This is a genomic window from Leptotrichia sp. oral taxon 417, from assembly GCF_013394865.1.
In the GTDB taxonomy this organism is placed as follows: domain Bacteria; phylum Fusobacteriota; class Fusobacteriia; order Fusobacteriales; family Leptotrichiaceae; genus Leptotrichia; species Leptotrichia wadei_A.
Genome location: NZ_JABXYV010000001.1, coordinates 910,388 through 927,528, shown reverse-complemented (window position 1 = coordinate 927,528; position 17,141 = coordinate 910,388). Strand labels below are relative to the sequence as shown.

Below are 17,141 nucleotides of genomic sequence, written 5' to 3'. Positions count from 1 at the left end.
ACTTACATTTCCTTAACTTCAATTTTTATACTTTTTTTATCTTTTTTCCCAATTGATGACATAAGAACTCTAAGTGCTGTAATGATTCTTCCATTTTTACCAATAACTTTTCCCATATCCTCCTTTGTCACATTAATTGTAATATCTACAAACTTCCCTTTTTCATTACTTTCAATCGTATAACTTTCAGTCGAATCCAATAAATTCTCAATCCAGAAATCTACAGTTTCAAAATACTTGCTCATTTATTTTTTCCCTCCATTTTTTATCCAAAATTTATATTTTCTTACGGTTATTATACCATATTTTCAATATTCTTATCAAATTTTGTTTTTAAATTTAATATTTATTAATTTAATATTTTCAAAATAATAAAGCAAAAAAATATAATTTTATTACAGTTGATTGGAGTATTTTTTTATGTTATAATATTTTTTGATTACTTAAATAAATCAAGGCTAATATGAACTTTAAAAGGAGTTACAGATAATGAATTTAGAAAATGATCTCGATAACAAAAATACGATAAATAATGAAGCAAATGCTGATAAAATCGCCTCTACTTCCCTTGGAAGCGCAGTTTGTGAAACAGTTTTACCATCGGTTCCACTTCAGCCATTAGAAACCATTGAAAAAAGCATACAAAAAAAATATCGTTCAGCACTTTGGACACCATTTGTGCGAGCCTTAAAGGAATTTGAGATGGTAAAGGATGGAGATAGAATTGCAGTGGCTATTTCTGGCGGAAAAGACAGCCTCTTGCTTTCAAAGCTGTTTCAAGAATTGAAAAGAGCCAGCAGAACTAACTTTGAAGTGGTTTTTATTTCAATGAATCCAGGATTTAATCCTGCTAATTTAAATAATTTGAAAAAAAATCTAAAACATCTAAATATCCCGTGTGAAATTTATGATGACAATATCTTTGAAATTGCCGAAAAAATCGCAAAAGACTATCCTTGCTATATGTGTGCCAAAATGCGTCGTGGCAGCCTTTATACAAAAGCAACTTCACTTGGCTGCAATAAACTTGCACTTGGACACCATTTTGATGACGTTATTGAAACAACTCTTATGAGTATGTTTTATATGGGAAAATTTGAAACTATGCTGCCAAAATTAAAGTCCGATAATTTTAACATAGAATTGATCCGTCCTCTATTTTATGTTGAAGAAAAGGCAATTATAAAATGGGTACGAAATAACGGAATCCTTCCGATGAACTGCGGCTGTACAGTCGCTGCCGAAAGGACTTCAAGCAAGCGCCGTGAAACAAAGGAATTAATTGCACAGCTTGTAAAAAATAATCCAGACATAAAAAAACGTATCATTCAGTCAACTCAAAATGTGAATTTGGAAAAAATATTAGGCTGGAAGGATTCAAATGGAAGATACTCGTATTTAGATAATTTTTAAAAAGAAAGGTAAAAGTAAATTATGGAAAATAAAGAAAAAAATATAACAAGCTGGGAATACATCATTCAAACAAAAAAAGAATACATTGACTTTATTAATAAAGTCATCGAAGCTTATGATGGTTTAGGAAATGTGAGGACTCTTGATAACCAGAGCGGTCTGATAAAAATTCTTACAAATTCATATCTTTTAGATGATATGGATAAAGCTATTGAAACGTTAAAACAAAAAAATATCGAAATGGAAGTACTAGAAAAAAGAGAATGGCTTGGAGTGTTATAATTCCAAGCCTTTTATAATTCAAATATAATAATCGAAAAATAGCTTATAAACTAAGATTAATTTATTTACACTCTTTTTCTTTTTTATCTTCTACATTTTTATTATCAGCCTCTGATTCAATTCCAGAAACTGACTTTTTAAATTCCCGAATCATTTTTCCTATGGCTTCTCCCAGTTCAGGCAGTCTTTTAGGTCCAAAAATAAGTAATGCACCAAGTATCAGAACTATTAGTCCTGGTGCTCCTATATCTCTAAAAATTCCCATTTTTAATCATCCCTCCTTTTTTTGTAGACATATTTACAAACAGAAATACTCACTTCATAAAGTAAGATTAATGGTGCTGCCATTGTTAAATCGCTTATAAAATCAGCTGGTGTCAGAACGACTGCAACTACCAGCAAAATAAAGTAGCCATATCGCCTGTTTTTTATTAAATATTGCGGTGTCAAGATATGCAGCGAGGTTAGAAATGCCACAATAACGGGCAATTCAAATATTACACCAAGCGGTAATGATGTATGTAATACAAATGTTAAATAATTATTTGCTGTAAGCTGAATATTAAACAAATCTTTGCCAAAAGATAGTAAAACATTTAGTAAAGCAGGTGTTACTATAAAAAATCCAAAAGAAAGTCCTGTAACAAATAATATAAAAGTTGCTGGCACATAAGATAAAATTGCCTTGGCTTCCTTTTCCTTAAGAGCAGGACGAATAAAAGCCCATAACTGATAACTTGTAAAAGGCAATGTCAAACTAAAAGCACATATTCCAGCCAGCATTAAATAAATGCTCAAAATATCATTAGGCCCAAGAACTGTGAGCTTCTGCTTGAATGAAGCCGTCAGTAATTTGTAAATATCGGAGCAAAATATCAAACTTACTAAAAAAGTCGCAATAAAAAATATAATTGTGATAATGAGTCTTTTCCTAAATTCGCTCAAATGTTCTACAAGCGTCTGTTCATCAATTTTAGACATTCTATTCCTTTCCGATATTTTATCTTTTAAAATTTTTATTTATCTTTTCTCTTTTTTATCAATGTAGCAATCACGATAATCACAATTAAAATTAATTGACTAATAAATACTTCCATATTTGCATAAATTCCCAAAATTTCCATTGTAGGTATAAAATGAACTACGTGTAACGGTAAAATCCCCACAACTTGCAGCATGTGAATACTTGTTCCAAGCATTTTAAATGCAAGGAAATAAATTGTCCACGTAAGTACAAAAAACACTTGATGTATTTTTATTTTTGAAGAAGCGTATATTAAAACAAGTGCAATTACAATTAATATCAATACCGCACTTACAATACCGATAATCAAATTCTGCAATGAAATTAATGGTAAAATTCCTACATAAAACAATATTGTTTCTGCTCCTTCTCTAAATACCGCAAGAAAACTAAGTACAAACATTGAAACAAAACTTCCTGTACTTAATACAATATCCATTTTTCTGTCAATATAATCTTGCCAAGATTTCAAGGATGATTTACTATGCAGCCAAAATCCAATCCCAATCATCATTATAACTGCAAAAATTCCTACAAATCCTTCCAGAATTTCACGATTTGTTCCTGAAGATACCGCAGGAAATAAAGCCTGAAGAGCAAATGCTATTACCACACTTGCCAAAATTCCAGCAGCAGCTCCTGCGTACACCCAACGTAATCCTTTTTTCTGATTTGCAGCTTTCAGGCTGCTTACCAATGCCAGAACGATAAGAAGTGCCTCCACACCTTCACGAAGAAGTATAAACATTGCATCAATAAACGTATATTGTGCTTTTGTATCAATTTGTGATAATTCTGTAATTAATCCTTGTAATTGTTCCTGATACTCTTTTTCGATACCTTTTACCATGATTATTGGAGTCTGTGTTTCCACTTTTGTATATAAAGCTGAATTTCTCGTACTTACATCGCCTTCAACCGTAGGCCATACCTGAATAAACTCTTTCACTTTTGACTGACCTTTAGATTTATTTCCATTTTTAAAGGCTTTCAACGCATCTTTCAGCATATCTACAGCTTCTTTTAGTGTAATTGTGCTTGAAACATTATTTTCTATCTTCTTGCCATCTAAATAGTCTTGTATTGTTGATTTTAAGTCATTAAAAGAATTGACTGTATTGTCATAATCAAATGGCTCCACTTCCATAGAGCTTCTCAAAAACGACATCCCAGTTTCCACTTTTCCATAATAAGAAATACTTCTGCTTCTTATAAAACTTTCATTTCTTGTCCATACGCCATTAAATTTCAGATATTCTTTTTTCATAAGTTCCACATCTTTAGATTGAATTGCTTTTTCCAGCATATCTAAAGCAGGATTCATTCTTGACTGGAATTTTTTCTTTTCCGCATTATCGTCAACAGGATTCTGCTCTTTTTCAAAAGCTAGTAGTGCTGTTGTAACTTCTCTCAGGTCATCTTCTGACAATACAGCTTTTTCTTTATTTAAAAGTTCCTGTACCTTTTTCCCTTTCGTAGAATCAGCATTTTTAACCTTTTTAAATTCGTCTCTTACTTCGGAAAAAAGTTTTTTTGCTTCATTTTGGTTATTATTTTTTATTGCCGTTGTTGTGTCTGTAATTTTTATGTAAAGTCCGCTATAACTTTCTTCTGCAATAATATTAACGAAGAATAGCATAAAGCACAAAAACAGCATTGTACTTATTTTTTTATTCAAATAATTTCTGCCCAATGTACTCTCCCTTCTTTATCCCTCCAAAACATGCAAAAATTCCTGTTCCGACATGAGTAATGTATTCATTCAACTTATCATCGTTTCCTAGGCTATTCTGAATCTTTATAAATTGATCAGGATGTTTTTGGAAACATATAAATAGCAGTCCCGCATCAAACTGTCCGCTCACTTCATCTATTCCGTTAGAATACGAAAAGGCACGACGTGCTATTTTAACGTCAGCTTTTTTGGCGAGATAAACATGTGAATCAATTGGTAGAACTGGTTTTCCATCTGGTCCTTTTTTATTTATGTCAATTGTTGCAAATTCATCTGTTTCTCCGAATGGAGCCCCGCTTTCCTTATACCTTCCAAACGTATTTTCCTGCTCCTGCAAATTAGTTCTATCCCATGTTTCAAGATGCATTTGAATACGCCTTACAATAAGAAAAGTCCCATTTTTCAGCCAATTATTCTTATCATACCAGACAACATTTTTAAAATCATTATTATTTTTTGGATTTTCCGTTCCATCTTTAAATCCAAAAAGATTTCTTGGAGTTTCTTTTCCATTTCCAATAGGCAAAAAGCCAGCTTGAGTCCATTTTAAAGTAATTAAGGCACGTCCTTTACGAACAAGATTTCTCACAGCATGAAATGCCACTTGAGCATCATCCGCACAAGCCTGAATACAAATATCTCCGCCTTTATACTTGTCCTTTATCTGATCTCTCGGAAAATGTGGCAAATCCTTAAATTCTTCCATTTTCTTATTATCCAGCTTCAATTTATCTAGAAAAGACGGACTTATTCCAAAAGTTATTGTCAAACGGTACGGATTTAATCCCACTGTTTCTCCTGTATCTATCGGAGGAACTAGATGATTTGCAAGTTCTGGTGCTACAAGTTCACCTTTCATAAGTTTTTCAGAATAATCTGTCCAGTCCTTAAACATCTGCTTTATTTCTTCCCTGTCCGTAGAATGTAAATCTAATACCGCAAAATAAACATTTTTCTGAACAGGAGTAGCAATTCCCGACTGATGTTCTCCATAAAATGAGATTTCTTCATTTCCAACAACTTGATTTGCCTTGCCACTAAACATATTTGCAAAAATTGCACCCGCTCCGCTCGCTCCAATTGCAGCACCTGCTCCAACCATTCCTGCTTTTTTCAAAAAATCACGACGTGATATTTTTTTATCAAACCATTTTTTATCATTTTCATCACTCATTATTTTACCTCTTTTTATACTGTAAGTTTTATTTAGATGTGTTCAATAATCTAAATGTTAATTTTAACAAAGGGAATTAATTCCCTATTTAATAATACTTAAATATATTAGTTACCGAATAAGTGTATTATTTCTTAGGAGTTGCATCTATTACAATTCCCATTTGTGACAAAGGTTCTCCAAGTTTAGTAACTGCTTCAGCTAGAGCTTTTGTATCTTCTGGCTTCAACTCTGTGTACAATTTATAATTTTTATCATCTGTCATATATTTGTCAAGAAGTGCATTTACAGCTTTAAATTCAGTATCTAAAGTTGTTACGAGCTTAGCATCTTTTTGTTCTAATTTAGGTCTGAACAGTTCAAAAATTTTCTGAGCCCCTTCGATGTTTGCTCTAAAGTCATATAAATCAGTATGCGAGAACACTTCTTCTTCTCCAGTAATTTTTTGAGTTGAAACTTCATTCAACAAGTCAATCGCTCCTGTAACCATTAAATCAGGCGTTACTTCGATTGTGGCGATTTTTGCCTTTAGTTCCTTAATGTCGTTTACAAGATCTTCTGCGTATTTTTCAGTTCCTTTTGTAGTGTTTTGTTCCCACAATATTTTTTCAATTCTATGAAAACCTTTCCATCCTTCCTCATTTTTAAATTCTTCCTTGAAGTCTACAAGACGGTAATCTATCTTAATATCCGATTCTCCAAAACTTTCAGCGATAGGCTCAGATCTTTCATAAGCCATACGGATTAGGGGATAAACTTTTTTAGCTTTGTCTAATTTCCCAGTCTTTAATAATTGTGCAAAATTTTCTGTATCCTTTAAAAGCATATCAATCTGACCTTCAACATACTTTTTATATTCAGAAGTTTCCTTGCTTAAATCAGTTTTCCCTTGTTCAGCTGTCTTTCCAGCTGTTGTACCAGCCTTTCCACCTTCCTTTGCTCCAGTATCTTTGCCACAACTTATCGCCATTAATGCTCCAATAAGCAATAAAATTCCCATTTTTTTCATAAAAAATTCCTCCCAATTTATATTTGCTATATTATACTCATTATTTTATTATTTGTAAAGTAAAAATATTTGATTTACAAAGTTTTTTACTGAAAAAATTATTATGTAACTAAAAAAGTCCTCCACAATCTAGAGAACTTTTTATTTTTTATTCAATAAAATATAGGCATTTTAACCTTCCAAAATCCCAATAAAATCAATAAATCCTTGCACAGAAAATTCTTCTGCTCTAGCCAATTCTGTTTTGCCAACTTTTTTCAAGCATTCTTTTACAAAATCTTTTGAAAATCCTAAATTCGATAAATTATTAGAAATACTTTTTCTCTTATTTGAAAATGCTTCTCTCAAATATTTAAAATATTTTTCTTCTGGAATTTGACTTTCATATTTTTTATTTTTCAAAATTTTTATTCCTAAAAATGCTGAATCAACTTTTGGAACAGGATCAAATTTTTCTTTTGGAACAGTAAATAAGTATTCTGTTTCAGCGTAAAATTGAACAGCATGAGTAAGCAGGCTCATATTTTTGCTATGAGGCTGTGAAGCAATCCGTTCTGCCACTTCCTTTTGTACCATCAAATAAATTTCATCAATATTTTCACGATATTCAAGCAATTTATTAATAATTGGCGAAGTTATGTAATATGGAATATTTGCTACAACTTTCACATCTTTTTTATTTTTAAAAAAATCTTTCAAATCTGCTTCCATAAAATCCTGATGAATCAACTTAAAATTTTCCTTTTTTTCAAATTTTTTACTCAAAAACGGAATTAAATCATCATCTATTTCAAAAGCAGTCAAAAATTTAGAATTTTCAATTAATTTTTCTGTTAAAAATCCTAATCCTGGCCCAATTTCCAGAACTTCCGTTTCTTTGTCAAGATTTGCCACATTTAAAATTTCATCCGACAAATTACTGTCATTCAAAAAATTCTGCCCATACTTCTTTTTAGCCTTATGACTTTCATTTTCAAAATTTTTATCTCTTTTCTTATATTTTTTATTTTTCCCCTTCAATTTTACTCCTTACTCAAATACTGATGGTTCAGCAACTCCTATATATTCCAAATTTCTATAATTTTCATTAAAATCAAGCCCATATCCAACAACAAATTCATTTGGAATTTCAAATCCAACATATTGCACATCAACTTCAACTTCTCTTCTTTCAGGCTTATCTAAAAGTGTGCAAAGCGATATTTTCTTAGGGTTTCTGCTTCCCAAAATTTGCAATACTTTTTTTAACGTAAATCCTGAATCAATAATATCTTCAACTACCAGAACATTTTTCCCGCTAATCGTACTTCTCAAATCCTTTAAAATCTTAACTTCTCTAGAACTTTGAGTCCCTTCCCCATAACTGGAAGCCTCAATAAAGTCAATTTCAAGCGGCAATTTTATTTCCCTAATCAAATCAGCCATAAACACAATAGATCCCTTCAATAGCCCTATCACTATTAACGGCTCATTTTCATTTTTAAAATCTTCAGTAATCTTTACTCCCAGTTCCTTTACCTTTTTCTGAAGTTCTTCCTTCGTAATCAACTGTCTTTTTATTCCAAATTCAAAATCTCTGTTCATATTTTCCTCCCTGTTATTTTTATTTCATTCATTTGTAAAAATCTAAAAATCTAACAAACACAGTTTTATGCTTGATTTTCTTATCTCTCTTCGCTCCTTGACAAAGAATCTTGGTTCTTTGTGATTAATAAATATTATTGCTGTTTGATATTACCACTTTTATTTTTACAATTGCCTAATTTACATTTTATAATTACTTATAAAATTCCATAACCTTTAGTCAATACAGTGGACTACTCCCGCTTTTAGAAGCGTAAGACTTCTTGCTATCTTTATGGTTAAATAAATATTATTACTGCTCAAATTTAATAATACCCTAAAAATTTAAAATTTTTTAATTCGTACTATTGACTTTTTTAATTTTTGTGCTATAATACTAATGTCAAGGGAAAGTTAAACGATGTTTAACAATCTCATGGCTGTATAGGGAAATTTGTTTTTTTGAATAAAAGACCATTTTATGAGATAGCCCAAAAAAACATTATTTATTTAATTTCCCTATATAAAAAGGGCTATCTCATAACTCAGAGTTAATCTATTTAGTAAGATTTACAAGTATAGTCCTTTTAATTAAATCTAATTCATTTAGATTTTTTTTTATTCTAAATTTTTTATTAGATGTTACTCGATCTCCTATTTAGATAAAAAATTAAAATTCTTTTTTTATTATATACTCAAATCTATTTAAAATCAAATTACTAAAATTGTATAAGTTTTGATTTTGAGTAAGCAGCGATAACTTTTGAGTTTAGTTTTAAAGTAGTTTTACTACCATTCTGATTCTACACTTTTAATTTAAAAAAAGTAATACTCAAACAGCTGCTTTTAATTTAAAAATCACCATTTGAGTATTGATTTATTTCTATTTGAATCACTATTTAACTTTTTCTACTAATTTTGCAAATTCAGCAGGATTGTTTAATGCTAAGTCTGCTAAAACTTTTCTATCAAGTTCAATTCCAGCTTTTTTAAGTCCGTTCATTAATCTTGAATAAGAAATTCCGTTTAATCTTGCAGCAGCGTTAATTCTGATAATCCACAATTCACGCATTTTTCTTTTTTTCAATTTTCTATGTTCAGTTGCATAAGCCATAGCTTTTTTAACTGCTTCATTAGCTTTTTTATAATTTGTTTTTATAGCTCCTCTATAACCTTTTGCTTCTTTTAAAACTTTTTTATGTCTTTTTCTTCTAACTATTCCTGTTTTTACTCTTGGCATATTTTTTCCTCCTTAATATTTTAGCCGTTTTCTGTTCTTTATTTATTTTTAGAACTAACTTCTGTCAATCTTTAATTTTAATTTTTCAAATAAAAAGCCGTTAATTACTATTTTAAACTGCTTTTTTTAATTTTATCTTTGAATAAAAAGTTGCAAATTTTGCTAAATCACTTTTTTCAAAAATATTTTTTTTAAAACAATTATTGGAATTATCTTCCTTCTTGTCCAGCCAATACTTTTTTGATTTTTCTTTCAGCACCTTTTGGAGCGATTACGTCTTGTCCTAGACGTTTCTTTCTTTTATGAGTCTTTTTAGTTAAGATATGACTCTTTCCAGAGTGTCTTAAAGAAATTTTTCCACTTCCTGTAACTTTAACTCTTTTTTTTGTTCCTTTATGTGTTTTCATTTTTGGCATTTTCTTTCCTCCTAAATCACTTTTCACTTTTTTAAATTTTGCCTTTATTTTTTAGGCGATAATAAAATAAATTTTTGAATTTGCTCTTTTCCGTATTTTTTCTCAACTGTCGCAATTTCTTCAAAATGACTTGCAAACTCATCCAATACTTTAATAGCAGATTCTGCATGTAATCTTTCTCTACCTGTAAGTCTTAGGCTTACTTTTACCTTATGCTCTTTGGCTATAAATTTTTCAATTTGAGAAATCTTTGTATCCTTGTCATGTTCATCAATATGAGGTTTAATTCTAATCTCTTTAACGACAATATTTTTTTGTTTTTTCTTATTTTCCTTGTCTTTCTTCGTTTTCTCATACTTGAATTTTCCATAGTCCATAATCTTACACACAGGCGGTGTTGCATTTGGTGAAATTTCAACTAAATCCAGTTCTTTTTCTGCCGCAAGTGCCAATGCATCTCGTGTAGACATTACTCCAAACTGCTCCCCATCATCACCAACAACTCTAATTTCTCTCACTCTAATTCGCTCATTCATTCGTGGCTCATCAGATCGGTTATTCCCTCTTATAAAAAACACCTCCTAATTTTTTTACAATAAAAAAACAAGATATAAGAAACCTTGCTCAATAGTTATCATATAAAAATTTTACAATAAACAAAAAAATAATTACATTATTGTAAAAATAAATAACTAATTACCTAACTCATCTTCAACAAATAGAATTAAAATATTCTATTTTACTTAAAAATTAATTCAAAATATAAATATAACTGATGGAAAGGTGAGAAACAATGTTTCTACTTCTAATTTAATTACTAAAATAGTTTATCATATTTTATTATATTTTGCAAGGAAATTTTGAATTTTTTACTCCATATTAATTTTATTATGCCATTTTCTAGGTAAATCTATTAATATTTCTGGTTTTTTACCAATCCATTCCTTATAAAAATCTTCTATATTAATACCATTTTGTTCCAAATAATTTTCAAATTTCTCTTTGGTTTCTTCATTAAAATGTTTATAGTACAGCCAAAATGTATTTTCGATACTACTTTTAATAAATTTTATAATCAATTCATAATCAAACTCTACTTGTGCTTTTTCTAAAGCATTGTAATAGTCATTTCTATTTTCATTTTTTATTATTGTTATCGGATAACCATTTTTCATCAGCTCCAAATTCATCAAAAGCCTTCCTGTCCGACCATTCCCATCATTAAACGGATGTATTTTTTCAAATTCTGCATGAAATTTAGCCACTTTTTCAATTATATTCTCTTTACTTTTTAAAAAATTATCTATAAGTTCTTGCAGTTTTTCTTCCACCTGATAAAATGGAGTTGTCTGAAATTTAGCTCCCAATATTATATTATTTTCCTGCTTAAATTTTCCCCTATTTTTAAAGTCATCATTCAGCACTAAAGCATGAAATTCACGTATAAGCCTAACCGACAATGACTCTTTTGTCTTTAAAACATCATTTAAAAAATCCAGTGCATATTCCTGCCCTTTTACTTCATTATGTTCTTTTAACGATTTTCCCTTTATTGTTACCCCATATTGAAGAATTATATCCGTTTCACGCAAAGTTAAAGTATTACCTTCTATAGCATTTGAATTATATATAAATTCTGTCTTCAAATAATTTTGAAGTTTTTTCAAAATACTTTCATTTAATGGACGTTCCTTATCTAAAAATTCTTTAAAAATTTCAATCATTTTATTACCCCTTTCCTGCAAAATATTCTACAATATTAAGTATATCAAAGATTTTTTTAGAATACAATTAAAAGATTTTTATGGACAGAGCAAAAAAATTTGACTCCAAAACCTCCTCGATTCCCCTACCTATAAATTATACCCAATCTTAAAGTGCTATTCAAGAAAATATTCAAATCTTATTTCTAAAAAAATTCTTATATTTTAATTCAAATGAAAAAATATACACATATAACTTTAAAAAATAAATTTTTTGGAGTATAATAATATAAAAAATAAATTTTTAGAAAAGGAATAAATTATGAAATATATTTATAATATTGACGGGTTAAAAAATCACGATGAAAATAGTGCATTTGAAGAAAAAATTGGGAAAAAGGCTCAGAATTTATTTGAACTGGCGATTCATGGGTTTAATGTGCCTGATTTTTCAGTGATTACTAATAGATACTTTAAGGAAGTTATACTGGATGAAATAAGGGAATATTGTAAAAGTGAAATAACAGATTGGGATAGTGTTTTTGAGGGAGATAGTGAAAAAAAAATTGGAAATATAGTTGAAGTTATAAAAAATCATAAGATTAGGGAAGAATTTAAAAGGGAGATTGAAAAAATTGTAAAAGATGGGAGCTATTATGCTGTCAGGTCATCTTCGATTGAGGAAGACAGCAGCAATTTTTCATTTGCTGGACAGTTTGAAACATATCTTTATGTGAGAAAAGAAAATATGCTGGAAAAAGTAAAGGAAGTTTGGATTTCTTCGTTTTCTTCTCATGTGATGAGATATAGGAAAGAGGGAAAAATAAATAATGAGGTAAATGTTCCGGCTGTGATAATTCAGGAAATGATTAATTCTGAAAAGGCTGGAGTTGGATTTAGTGTAAATCCTGTTAATGGGGATCATGATGAAATTGTTATTTCTGGAACTTTTGGATTAGGGACAAGTATCGTGGATGGAGATGAGAATGGAGATCTGTTTATATATAATAAAAAAACGAAGGAAATTAAAAAGGAGATAAGAACAAAAAAAATAAGACAGGTTTTAGATTTTGAAAATAAGAAAATAAAAACAGAAGAAATAAATATTGAAGAGGAAATATTAAATGACAGTGAAGTATGTGAACTAGGTGAAAATATTATAAATATTGAAAAATATTATGGAAAGCCTCAGGATATGGAATGGGCATTTGAAAAGGGAAAACTATATATATTGCAGTCAAGACCTATAACTACATTGGAAAAAACAAGCAAAAAAACATATAACACAATAATATGGGATAACAGCAATATTGTAGAAAGTTATCCTGAGATTACGTTGCCACTTACATTCAGTTTTATAAGAAAGGCATATTCTGATGTTTATAAAAGATTTTCAGAAATAACGGGAGTTCCTGCTAAAGTTGTAGAAAGTTATCAGGATGTTTATGATAATATGCTTGGATTGCTGAAAGGGCGAGTTTATTATAACTTGATAAACTGGTATAAACTTTTGATGCTGTTTCCAAATTCTAAAGGCAATAGTAAATTTATGGAACAAATGATGGGGGTAAAAAAAGAATTGTCCGAAGAAAATCTGAATGAGAATTTGCTGGAAGCTGAAGGAAAAATGACAGGATGGGAAAAATTTAGAAATAAACTGGAAAAATCTAAGGCTGGATTTACCTTGTTTATGAATATGTTCCTTATTGAAAAAAAGGCTGAAAAATTTTATAAAATTATAGCTGAAAATATTAATGGGGAAAAAAGTGATTTAAATAAAAAAAATATAAAAGAGCTGAAAAAATATTACAAGTTTCTTGAAAATAAATTTTTAAAAAACTGGGAAATACCAATTATAAATGACTTTCTTGTAATGGTCTGGTTTGGACTTTCAAAGAAAATGGCTGAAAAATATATAAAGGAAGATTTTGAAAAGGCACATAATACGCTTATTGCTCAAGAAGGAAACAGCATGATCAGTGTTGAACCATCGAGATACATAAAAAAAATGAGCCAGATGATAAAAGATGATAAATCTTTGCAAAATGAAGTAAAAAATATTATAAATGAAAATAGGAAATCGCCTGCTGACATAGTTAAATTAACCCAAAATGCAGAATTTAATTCTACTTTGAATGAATATATGGAAAAATTTGGGGACAGGACAGTTCATGAATTGAAGCTGGAGGCGTTTACGTTGAGGGAAGAGCCGATGTTTCTGATTAAGATGATATATTCTCTTGCGATGGCAGAGGATGTTCAGGAGCATAGTAAAAGAAATATATTGGAAGAGCAGAAAAAAATTTATAGCAGCTTAAAAATAAATCCTTTAAAAAAATATATATTGAAAAAGTCTGTATTTTATGCAAAAAAATTTATACGATTAAGGGAAAATTTGAGATATGAGCGGACAAAAGTTTTTGGAATGGTAAGAAAAATTATGAAAAAAATGGGAGAACATCTGAAAGAAAGTTGCCTTATTGATAATGAAAGAGATGTATTTTATTTGACTGTTGATGAGATTTTTGGACTTGTAGATGGATCTATAATTGACATTGACTTAAAAAATCTTATAAAATTGAGAAAAGAAGAATATAGAAAATATGAAACTTCAGCAATTCTTCCCGACAGATTTTTAACAAGAGGATTTTTGGGAGAAAATTTTGAATATGAGGATTTGACAGGGAATGCACAGCTGGATGAAAATACTTTGAAGGGAACTGGCTGTAGCAAGGGAATAGTGAAAGGAAAAGTAAAAATTGTTTTAAATCCTATGAGTACAGAAGTTGAAGAGGGAGATATTGTTGTTACAAAGTCAACTGATCCAAGCTGGGTTATGGTATTTCCTTTATTAAAGGGACTTATCGTGGAAAAAGGAAGCCTTTTATCCCATAGTGCAATTATTTCACGTGAAATGAATATTCCTGCCATAGTTGGAGTTCTGGGAGCGACTTCTGTGTTGAAAACTGGGGATCTAGTTCAATTTGATGGAAGTACGGGAATAATTAAGAAATTGAATGACTGAGTTTTTTAACTGTTTAAAGAATTGATAATGATTTTTATAAAAAAATAGGTAATCAACAAATATCAAACAAATTAGGAGGCACATAATTGAAAAGTGAAGTAAAGGAAAATAAAGTTGATTTTTCATTGATAAGATATTCCCAATGCTGGGAAGATACGGAAGTATTATTGGAAAGTCTTGATATAAAAGAAAAGGATGTATGCTTTGGGATTTTGTCGGCAGGGGATAATGTGTTTTCGATGCTTGCTGAAAATCCTGAAAAAGTGGTGGCTCTCGATATAAGTTTTCCCCAAATTGCTCTTGCTAAACTTAAAAGGGAAATTTTTAAAAATTTTGATTATGAGGAAATGCTGGAATTTATGGGAGTTAAAAATTCTTCTGAAAGAATTGGGATGTATGAGAAAATACGGGAAAAACTTGATAAAGATGTGAGGGATTACTGGGATCTCAATAGAGAAGCAATTGAAACTGGGGTGATTCATATTGGAAAATTTGAAAAATTCTTTAAAATTTTTAGGGAAAAGATACTTCCTTTGATACATAATAAAAAAAGAGTGGAAGGGCTTTTTGAGAAAAAGTCAAGGCAGGAAAGAGAGGAATATTATAATAAACATTGGAATAATTTTAGATGGAAACTGATGTTTAAACTGTTTCTTTCTAAATCTGTAGTTGGAAAATTTGGAAGGGATAAGGAATTTTTCAGGTATGCGGAAAAAGATATTTCTGAAGAGATGAATAAAAGAAGCAGGTATGCCCTTTGCGAGCTGGACAGCTATGAAAATCCTTATATTCATTATATTATGATGGGAAATTACCGTTTGGACTGCCTGCCTTACTTTTTAAGAAGGGAAAATTTTGAAAATATTAAGAAAAATCTTCATAAATTGGAAATTGTTCAAAATTCTGTGGAAGAATATCTTGATGAAATAGATTTTAAAATAAATAAATTTAATTTAAGTGATATATTTGAATATATGTCTTTGGAAAATTATAGAAATTTGATGAAAAAAATTTATGATAATGCTGATAATAGTGCAATATTGGCATACTGGAACTTGATAGTGGAAAGAAATTCAGAAAAATTAGATTGTACAGAAAATAAAAAAAATAATATTGGAAAAAATTTTCAAAGAATGAAAGAATTTGATAAAAAACTTCATGAGAAGGATAAAACGTTTTTTTATAATGATTTTGTAGTTGAAAAGGTGATAAAGTATGGAAATAACTAAGATGATACTTGTTTTTATTGGTTTTATAATGTTTTTTCTTTTGCTAAATAAACTTGAAAAAAGTGAAACGTTAAATTCAGAACTTATACGAAAAATTTTACATATAGGTTCGGGATTCGGGGGACTGGCTCTTCCATTTATATTCGAGAAAAAAAGTTCGGTTATGATACTTGGAGTGATTTTTCTTGCAGCGCTTATTTCCATTAGGCTGATAAAAAATAGAATATCTGGATTTAGAAAAGTTCTGGAAACAAAAAACAGGAAAACATTTGGAGATATATATTTTATTATAAGTATTTTAGGATTATGGATTGTGTCAAGCGAAGATAAAATAATGTATTCACTTCCGCTTATAATACTTATGTTTTCCGATGCCTTTGCGGCTCTTATCGGAGAATTTTATAGTAAATATAAGTTTGATACGGGATTTGGAACAAAGTCGGTAGAAGGATCTGTGACATTTTTTCTTACAACATATTTTATTTGCATAAATTTCTTTTTATTTTTTAGTAACATTAAAAGTATAAATATCGTGCTTGTTTCACTGCTTTTAAGCATTCTTGCAATGATTCTTGAAATGATTTCGTGGAATGGGCTGGATAATATTTTTGTCCCGCTTTTCGTATATTTGTTCCTAAAATTAAACTTATATTTAACAGCGAGAGAACTTATGTATAAACTTTGGGTAATAGTTATGCTTCTTATAATTATAATATTAAATAGAAAAAAAACTACTCTTACAAAAGTTGCCCAAACTGCAAGTTTATTTTTCCTTTACATCGTTATGATTATAGGCGGAATAAAATGGGTCGTTCCACCATTAATAATGTATCTTGGATATTATCATTTTACGCCAAAAGTTAAAGGGCAGGTTAAGGACTCGCTAAAAGGGCTATTAGCAATAGCATTTACCACATCAATGTGGCTTGCATTAAGCATAGTAATGGATAAAAATAAAATGTTTCTTATTTATATTTTTTCATTTTCACTATTTTTTGGAATTATAAATTTAATAAGGGATAATGCTGGAAATATCTACAGGGAAACATTTAGAATGAACTTTTTGATGGAAAGCATATGTAAAGCGGCCGTTTTCTTTCTGGTAAATTATTTTATCTTGTCAAGGATTCTGGATTTTAAAATGCTAACTGGAATAGCGGTTCTTTTATTTGGCGGAATATTTATTTATGAAACAAGTATGAAGATTTTTTATATTTTTGAAAAGGAAAATGAACTTAGCGGAGAAAGCAAAGTATTTTTAACTTCAGGAATTGTTTTTGCTTGCTCAATGTTATTACTGGGAATAGGAATGTTATAAGATTAAAACA

At 29.7% G+C, this 17,141-nt stretch carries 17 protein-coding genes; 5 read left to right on the top strand and 12 right to left on the bottom strand.

Going from position 1 to position 17,141, the window contains the following annotated elements; all coding sequences use genetic code 11:
- Nucleotides 1-2: 2 nt before the first annotated feature.
- Nucleotides 3-245, bottom strand: a complete 243-nt coding sequence (locus HW276_RS04450) for a KH domain-containing protein (protein ID WP_010124409.1) — start codon at nucleotides 243-245, stop codon at nucleotides 3-5.
- A gap of 244 nt (nucleotides 246-489) precedes the next feature.
- On the opposite strand from HW276_RS04450, the gene HW276_RS04445 reads away from it, so the two are divergent.
- Both HW276_RS04445 and HW276_RS04440 read left to right on the top strand, forming a co-directional pair.
- A complete protein-coding gene (locus HW276_RS04445; RefSeq protein ID WP_178937562.1) occupies nucleotides 490-1,413 on the top strand; it encodes an ATP-binding protein in 924 nt (307 codons plus the stop codon).
- A gap of 21 nt (nucleotides 1,414-1,434) precedes the next feature.
- A complete protein-coding gene (locus tag HW276_RS04440; RefSeq protein WP_010124411.1) occupies nucleotides 1,435-1,695 on the top strand; it encodes a DUF4911 domain-containing protein in 261 nt (86 codons plus the stop codon).
- Nucleotides 1,696-1,756: 61 nt separating this feature from the next.
- Here the strand turns inward: HW276_RS04440 and HW276_RS04435 are convergent, their stop codons facing one another.
- The 11 genes from HW276_RS04435 to HW276_RS04385 form a co-directional block, all read right to left on the bottom strand.
- Nucleotides 1,757-1,960 (bottom strand): twin-arginine translocase TatA/TatE family subunit, encoded by a 204-nt coding sequence (locus HW276_RS04435; protein WP_010124412.1) that lies wholly within the window; start codon nucleotides 1,958-1,960, stop codon nucleotides 1,757-1,759.
- Between the two features lie 2 nt (nucleotides 1,961-1,962).
- Complete coding sequence (gene tatC, locus HW276_RS04430; protein WP_178937561.1) at nucleotides 1,963-2,676, bottom strand: twin-arginine translocase subunit TatC; 714 nt, start codon at nucleotides 2,674-2,676, stop codon at nucleotides 1,963-1,965.
- Nucleotides 2,677-2,711: 35 nt separating this feature from the next.
- Entirely contained in the window at nucleotides 2,712-4,412 is a 1,701-nt protein-coding gene (locus HW276_RS04425) for an FTR1 family protein (RefSeq protein ID WP_178937560.1), read from the bottom strand.
- On the bottom strand, nucleotides 4,390-5,628 hold the full coding sequence (gene efeB, locus HW276_RS04420; RefSeq protein ID WP_178937559.1) for an iron uptake transporter deferrochelatase/peroxidase subunit: 1,239 nt from the start codon (nucleotides 5,626-5,628) through the stop codon (nucleotides 4,390-4,392). Before efeB ends, HW276_RS04425 begins: the two co-directional genes overlap by 23 nt.
- 127 nt (nucleotides 5,629-5,755) lie before the next feature.
- Nucleotides 5,756-6,637, bottom strand: coding sequence for an iron uptake system protein EfeO (gene efeO / locus HW276_RS04415; RefSeq protein ID WP_178937558.1), 882 nt, complete (start codon nucleotides 6,635-6,637; stop codon nucleotides 5,756-5,758).
- 171 nt (nucleotides 6,638-6,808) lie between these two features.
- On the bottom strand, nucleotides 6,809-7,657 hold the full coding sequence (rsmA, locus tag HW276_RS04410) for a 16S rRNA (adenine(1518)-N(6)/adenine(1519)-N(6))-dimethyltransferase RsmA (protein ID WP_178937557.1): 849 nt from the start codon (nucleotides 7,655-7,657) through the stop codon (nucleotides 6,809-6,811).
- 9 nt (nucleotides 7,658-7,666) lie between these two features.
- Nucleotides 7,667-8,221, bottom strand: a complete 555-nt coding sequence (gene hpt, locus HW276_RS04405; protein ID WP_060918672.1) for a hypoxanthine phosphoribosyltransferase — start codon at nucleotides 8,219-8,221, stop codon at nucleotides 7,667-7,669.
- An 874-nt stretch (nucleotides 8,222-9,095) separates the two neighbouring features.
- The gene (gene rplT / locus HW276_RS04400) at nucleotides 9,096-9,440 is read right to left on the bottom strand and encodes a 50S ribosomal protein L20 (RefSeq protein WP_015769536.1); all 345 of its coding nucleotides are present in this window, start codon (nucleotides 9,438-9,440) and stop codon (nucleotides 9,096-9,098) included.
- Nucleotides 9,441-9,649: 209 nt separating this feature from the next.
- Nucleotides 9,650-9,856: a 50S ribosomal protein L35 gene (gene rpmI, locus HW276_RS04395; RefSeq protein ID WP_018498699.1), complete on the bottom strand. Its 207-nt coding sequence runs from the start codon at nucleotides 9,854-9,856 to the stop codon at nucleotides 9,650-9,652.
- 44 nt (nucleotides 9,857-9,900) lie between these two features.
- A complete protein-coding gene (infC, locus tag HW276_RS04390; RefSeq protein ID WP_082719429.1) occupies nucleotides 9,901-10,434 on the bottom strand; it encodes a translation initiation factor IF-3 in 534 nt (177 codons plus the stop codon).
- Between the two features lie 291 nt (nucleotides 10,435-10,725).
- On the bottom strand, nucleotides 10,726-11,580 hold the full coding sequence (locus tag HW276_RS04385; RefSeq protein ID WP_178937556.1) for a Fic family protein: 855 nt from the start codon (nucleotides 11,578-11,580) through the stop codon (nucleotides 10,726-10,728).
- Nucleotides 11,581-11,881: 301 nt separating this feature from the next.
- Here HW276_RS04385 and HW276_RS04380 point away from each other — a divergent pair, with 301 nt between their 5' ends.
- The 3 genes from HW276_RS04380 (at nucleotide 11,882) to HW276_RS04370 (ending at nucleotide 17,131) form a co-directional block, all read left to right on the top strand.
- Nucleotides 11,882-14,584: a PEP/pyruvate-binding domain-containing protein gene (locus HW276_RS04380; protein ID WP_178937555.1), complete on the top strand. Its 2,703-nt coding sequence runs from the start codon at nucleotides 11,882-11,884 to the stop codon at nucleotides 14,582-14,584.
- Nucleotides 14,585-14,670: 86 nt separating this feature from the next.
- Nucleotides 14,671-15,813: a DUF3419 family protein gene (locus HW276_RS04375; RefSeq protein ID WP_178937554.1), complete on the top strand. Its 1,143-nt coding sequence runs from the start codon at nucleotides 14,671-14,673 to the stop codon at nucleotides 15,811-15,813.
- Nucleotides 15,800-17,131 (top strand): diacylglycerol/polyprenol kinase family protein, encoded by a 1,332-nt coding sequence (locus HW276_RS04370; RefSeq protein ID WP_178937553.1) that lies wholly within the window; start codon nucleotides 15,800-15,802, stop codon nucleotides 17,129-17,131. Before HW276_RS04375 ends, HW276_RS04370 begins: the two co-directional genes overlap by 14 nt.
- Nucleotides 17,132-17,141 lie beyond the last annotated feature (10 nt).

What these genes read in the sequence shown, in the direction of transcription:
- HW276_RS04435 (WP_010124412.1), bottom strand. Translation starts at nt 1,960, where the DNA reads ATGGGAATTTTTAGAGATATAGGAGCACCAGGACTAATAGTTCTGATA.
- rpmI (WP_018498699.1), bottom strand. Translation starts at nt 9,856, where the DNA reads ATGCCAAAAATGAAAACACATAAAGGAACAAAAAAAAGAGTTAAAGTT.
- HW276_RS04450 (WP_010124409.1), bottom strand. Translation starts at nt 245, where the DNA reads ATGAGCAAGTATTTTGAAACTGTAGATTTCTGGATTGAGAATTTATTG.
- HW276_RS04445 (WP_178937562.1), top strand. Translation starts at nt 490, where the DNA reads ATGAATTTAGAAAATGATCTCGATAACAAAAATACGATAAATAATGAA.
- efeO (WP_178937558.1), bottom strand. Translation starts at nt 6,637, where the DNA reads ATGAAAAAAATGGGAATTTTATTGCTTATTGGAGCATTAATGGCGATA.
- HW276_RS04380 (WP_178937555.1), top strand. Translation starts at nt 11,882, where the DNA reads ATGAAATATATTTATAATATTGACGGGTTAAAAAATCACGATGAAAAT.
- tatC (WP_178937561.1), bottom strand. Translation starts at nt 2,676, where the DNA reads ATGTCTAAAATTGATGAACAGACGCTTGTAGAACATTTGAGCGAATTT.
- HW276_RS04370 (WP_178937553.1), top strand. Translation starts at nt 15,800, where the DNA reads ATGGAAATAACTAAGATGATACTTGTTTTTATTGGTTTTATAATGTTT.
- rplT (WP_015769536.1), bottom strand. Translation starts at nt 9,440, where the DNA reads ATGCCAAGAGTAAAAACAGGAATAGTTAGAAGAAAAAGACATAAAAAA.
- hpt (WP_060918672.1), bottom strand. Translation starts at nt 8,221, where the DNA reads ATGAACAGAGATTTTGAATTTGGAATAAAAAGACAGTTGATTACGAAG.
- HW276_RS04440 (WP_010124411.1), top strand. Translation starts at nt 1,435, where the DNA reads ATGGAAAATAAAGAAAAAAATATAACAAGCTGGGAATACATCATTCAA.
- efeB (WP_178937559.1), bottom strand. Translation starts at nt 5,628, where the DNA reads ATGAGTGATGAAAATGATAAAAAATGGTTTGATAAAAAAATATCACGT.
- HW276_RS04385 (WP_178937556.1), bottom strand. Translation starts at nt 11,580, where the DNA reads ATGATTGAAATTTTTAAAGAATTTTTAGATAAGGAACGTCCATTAAAT.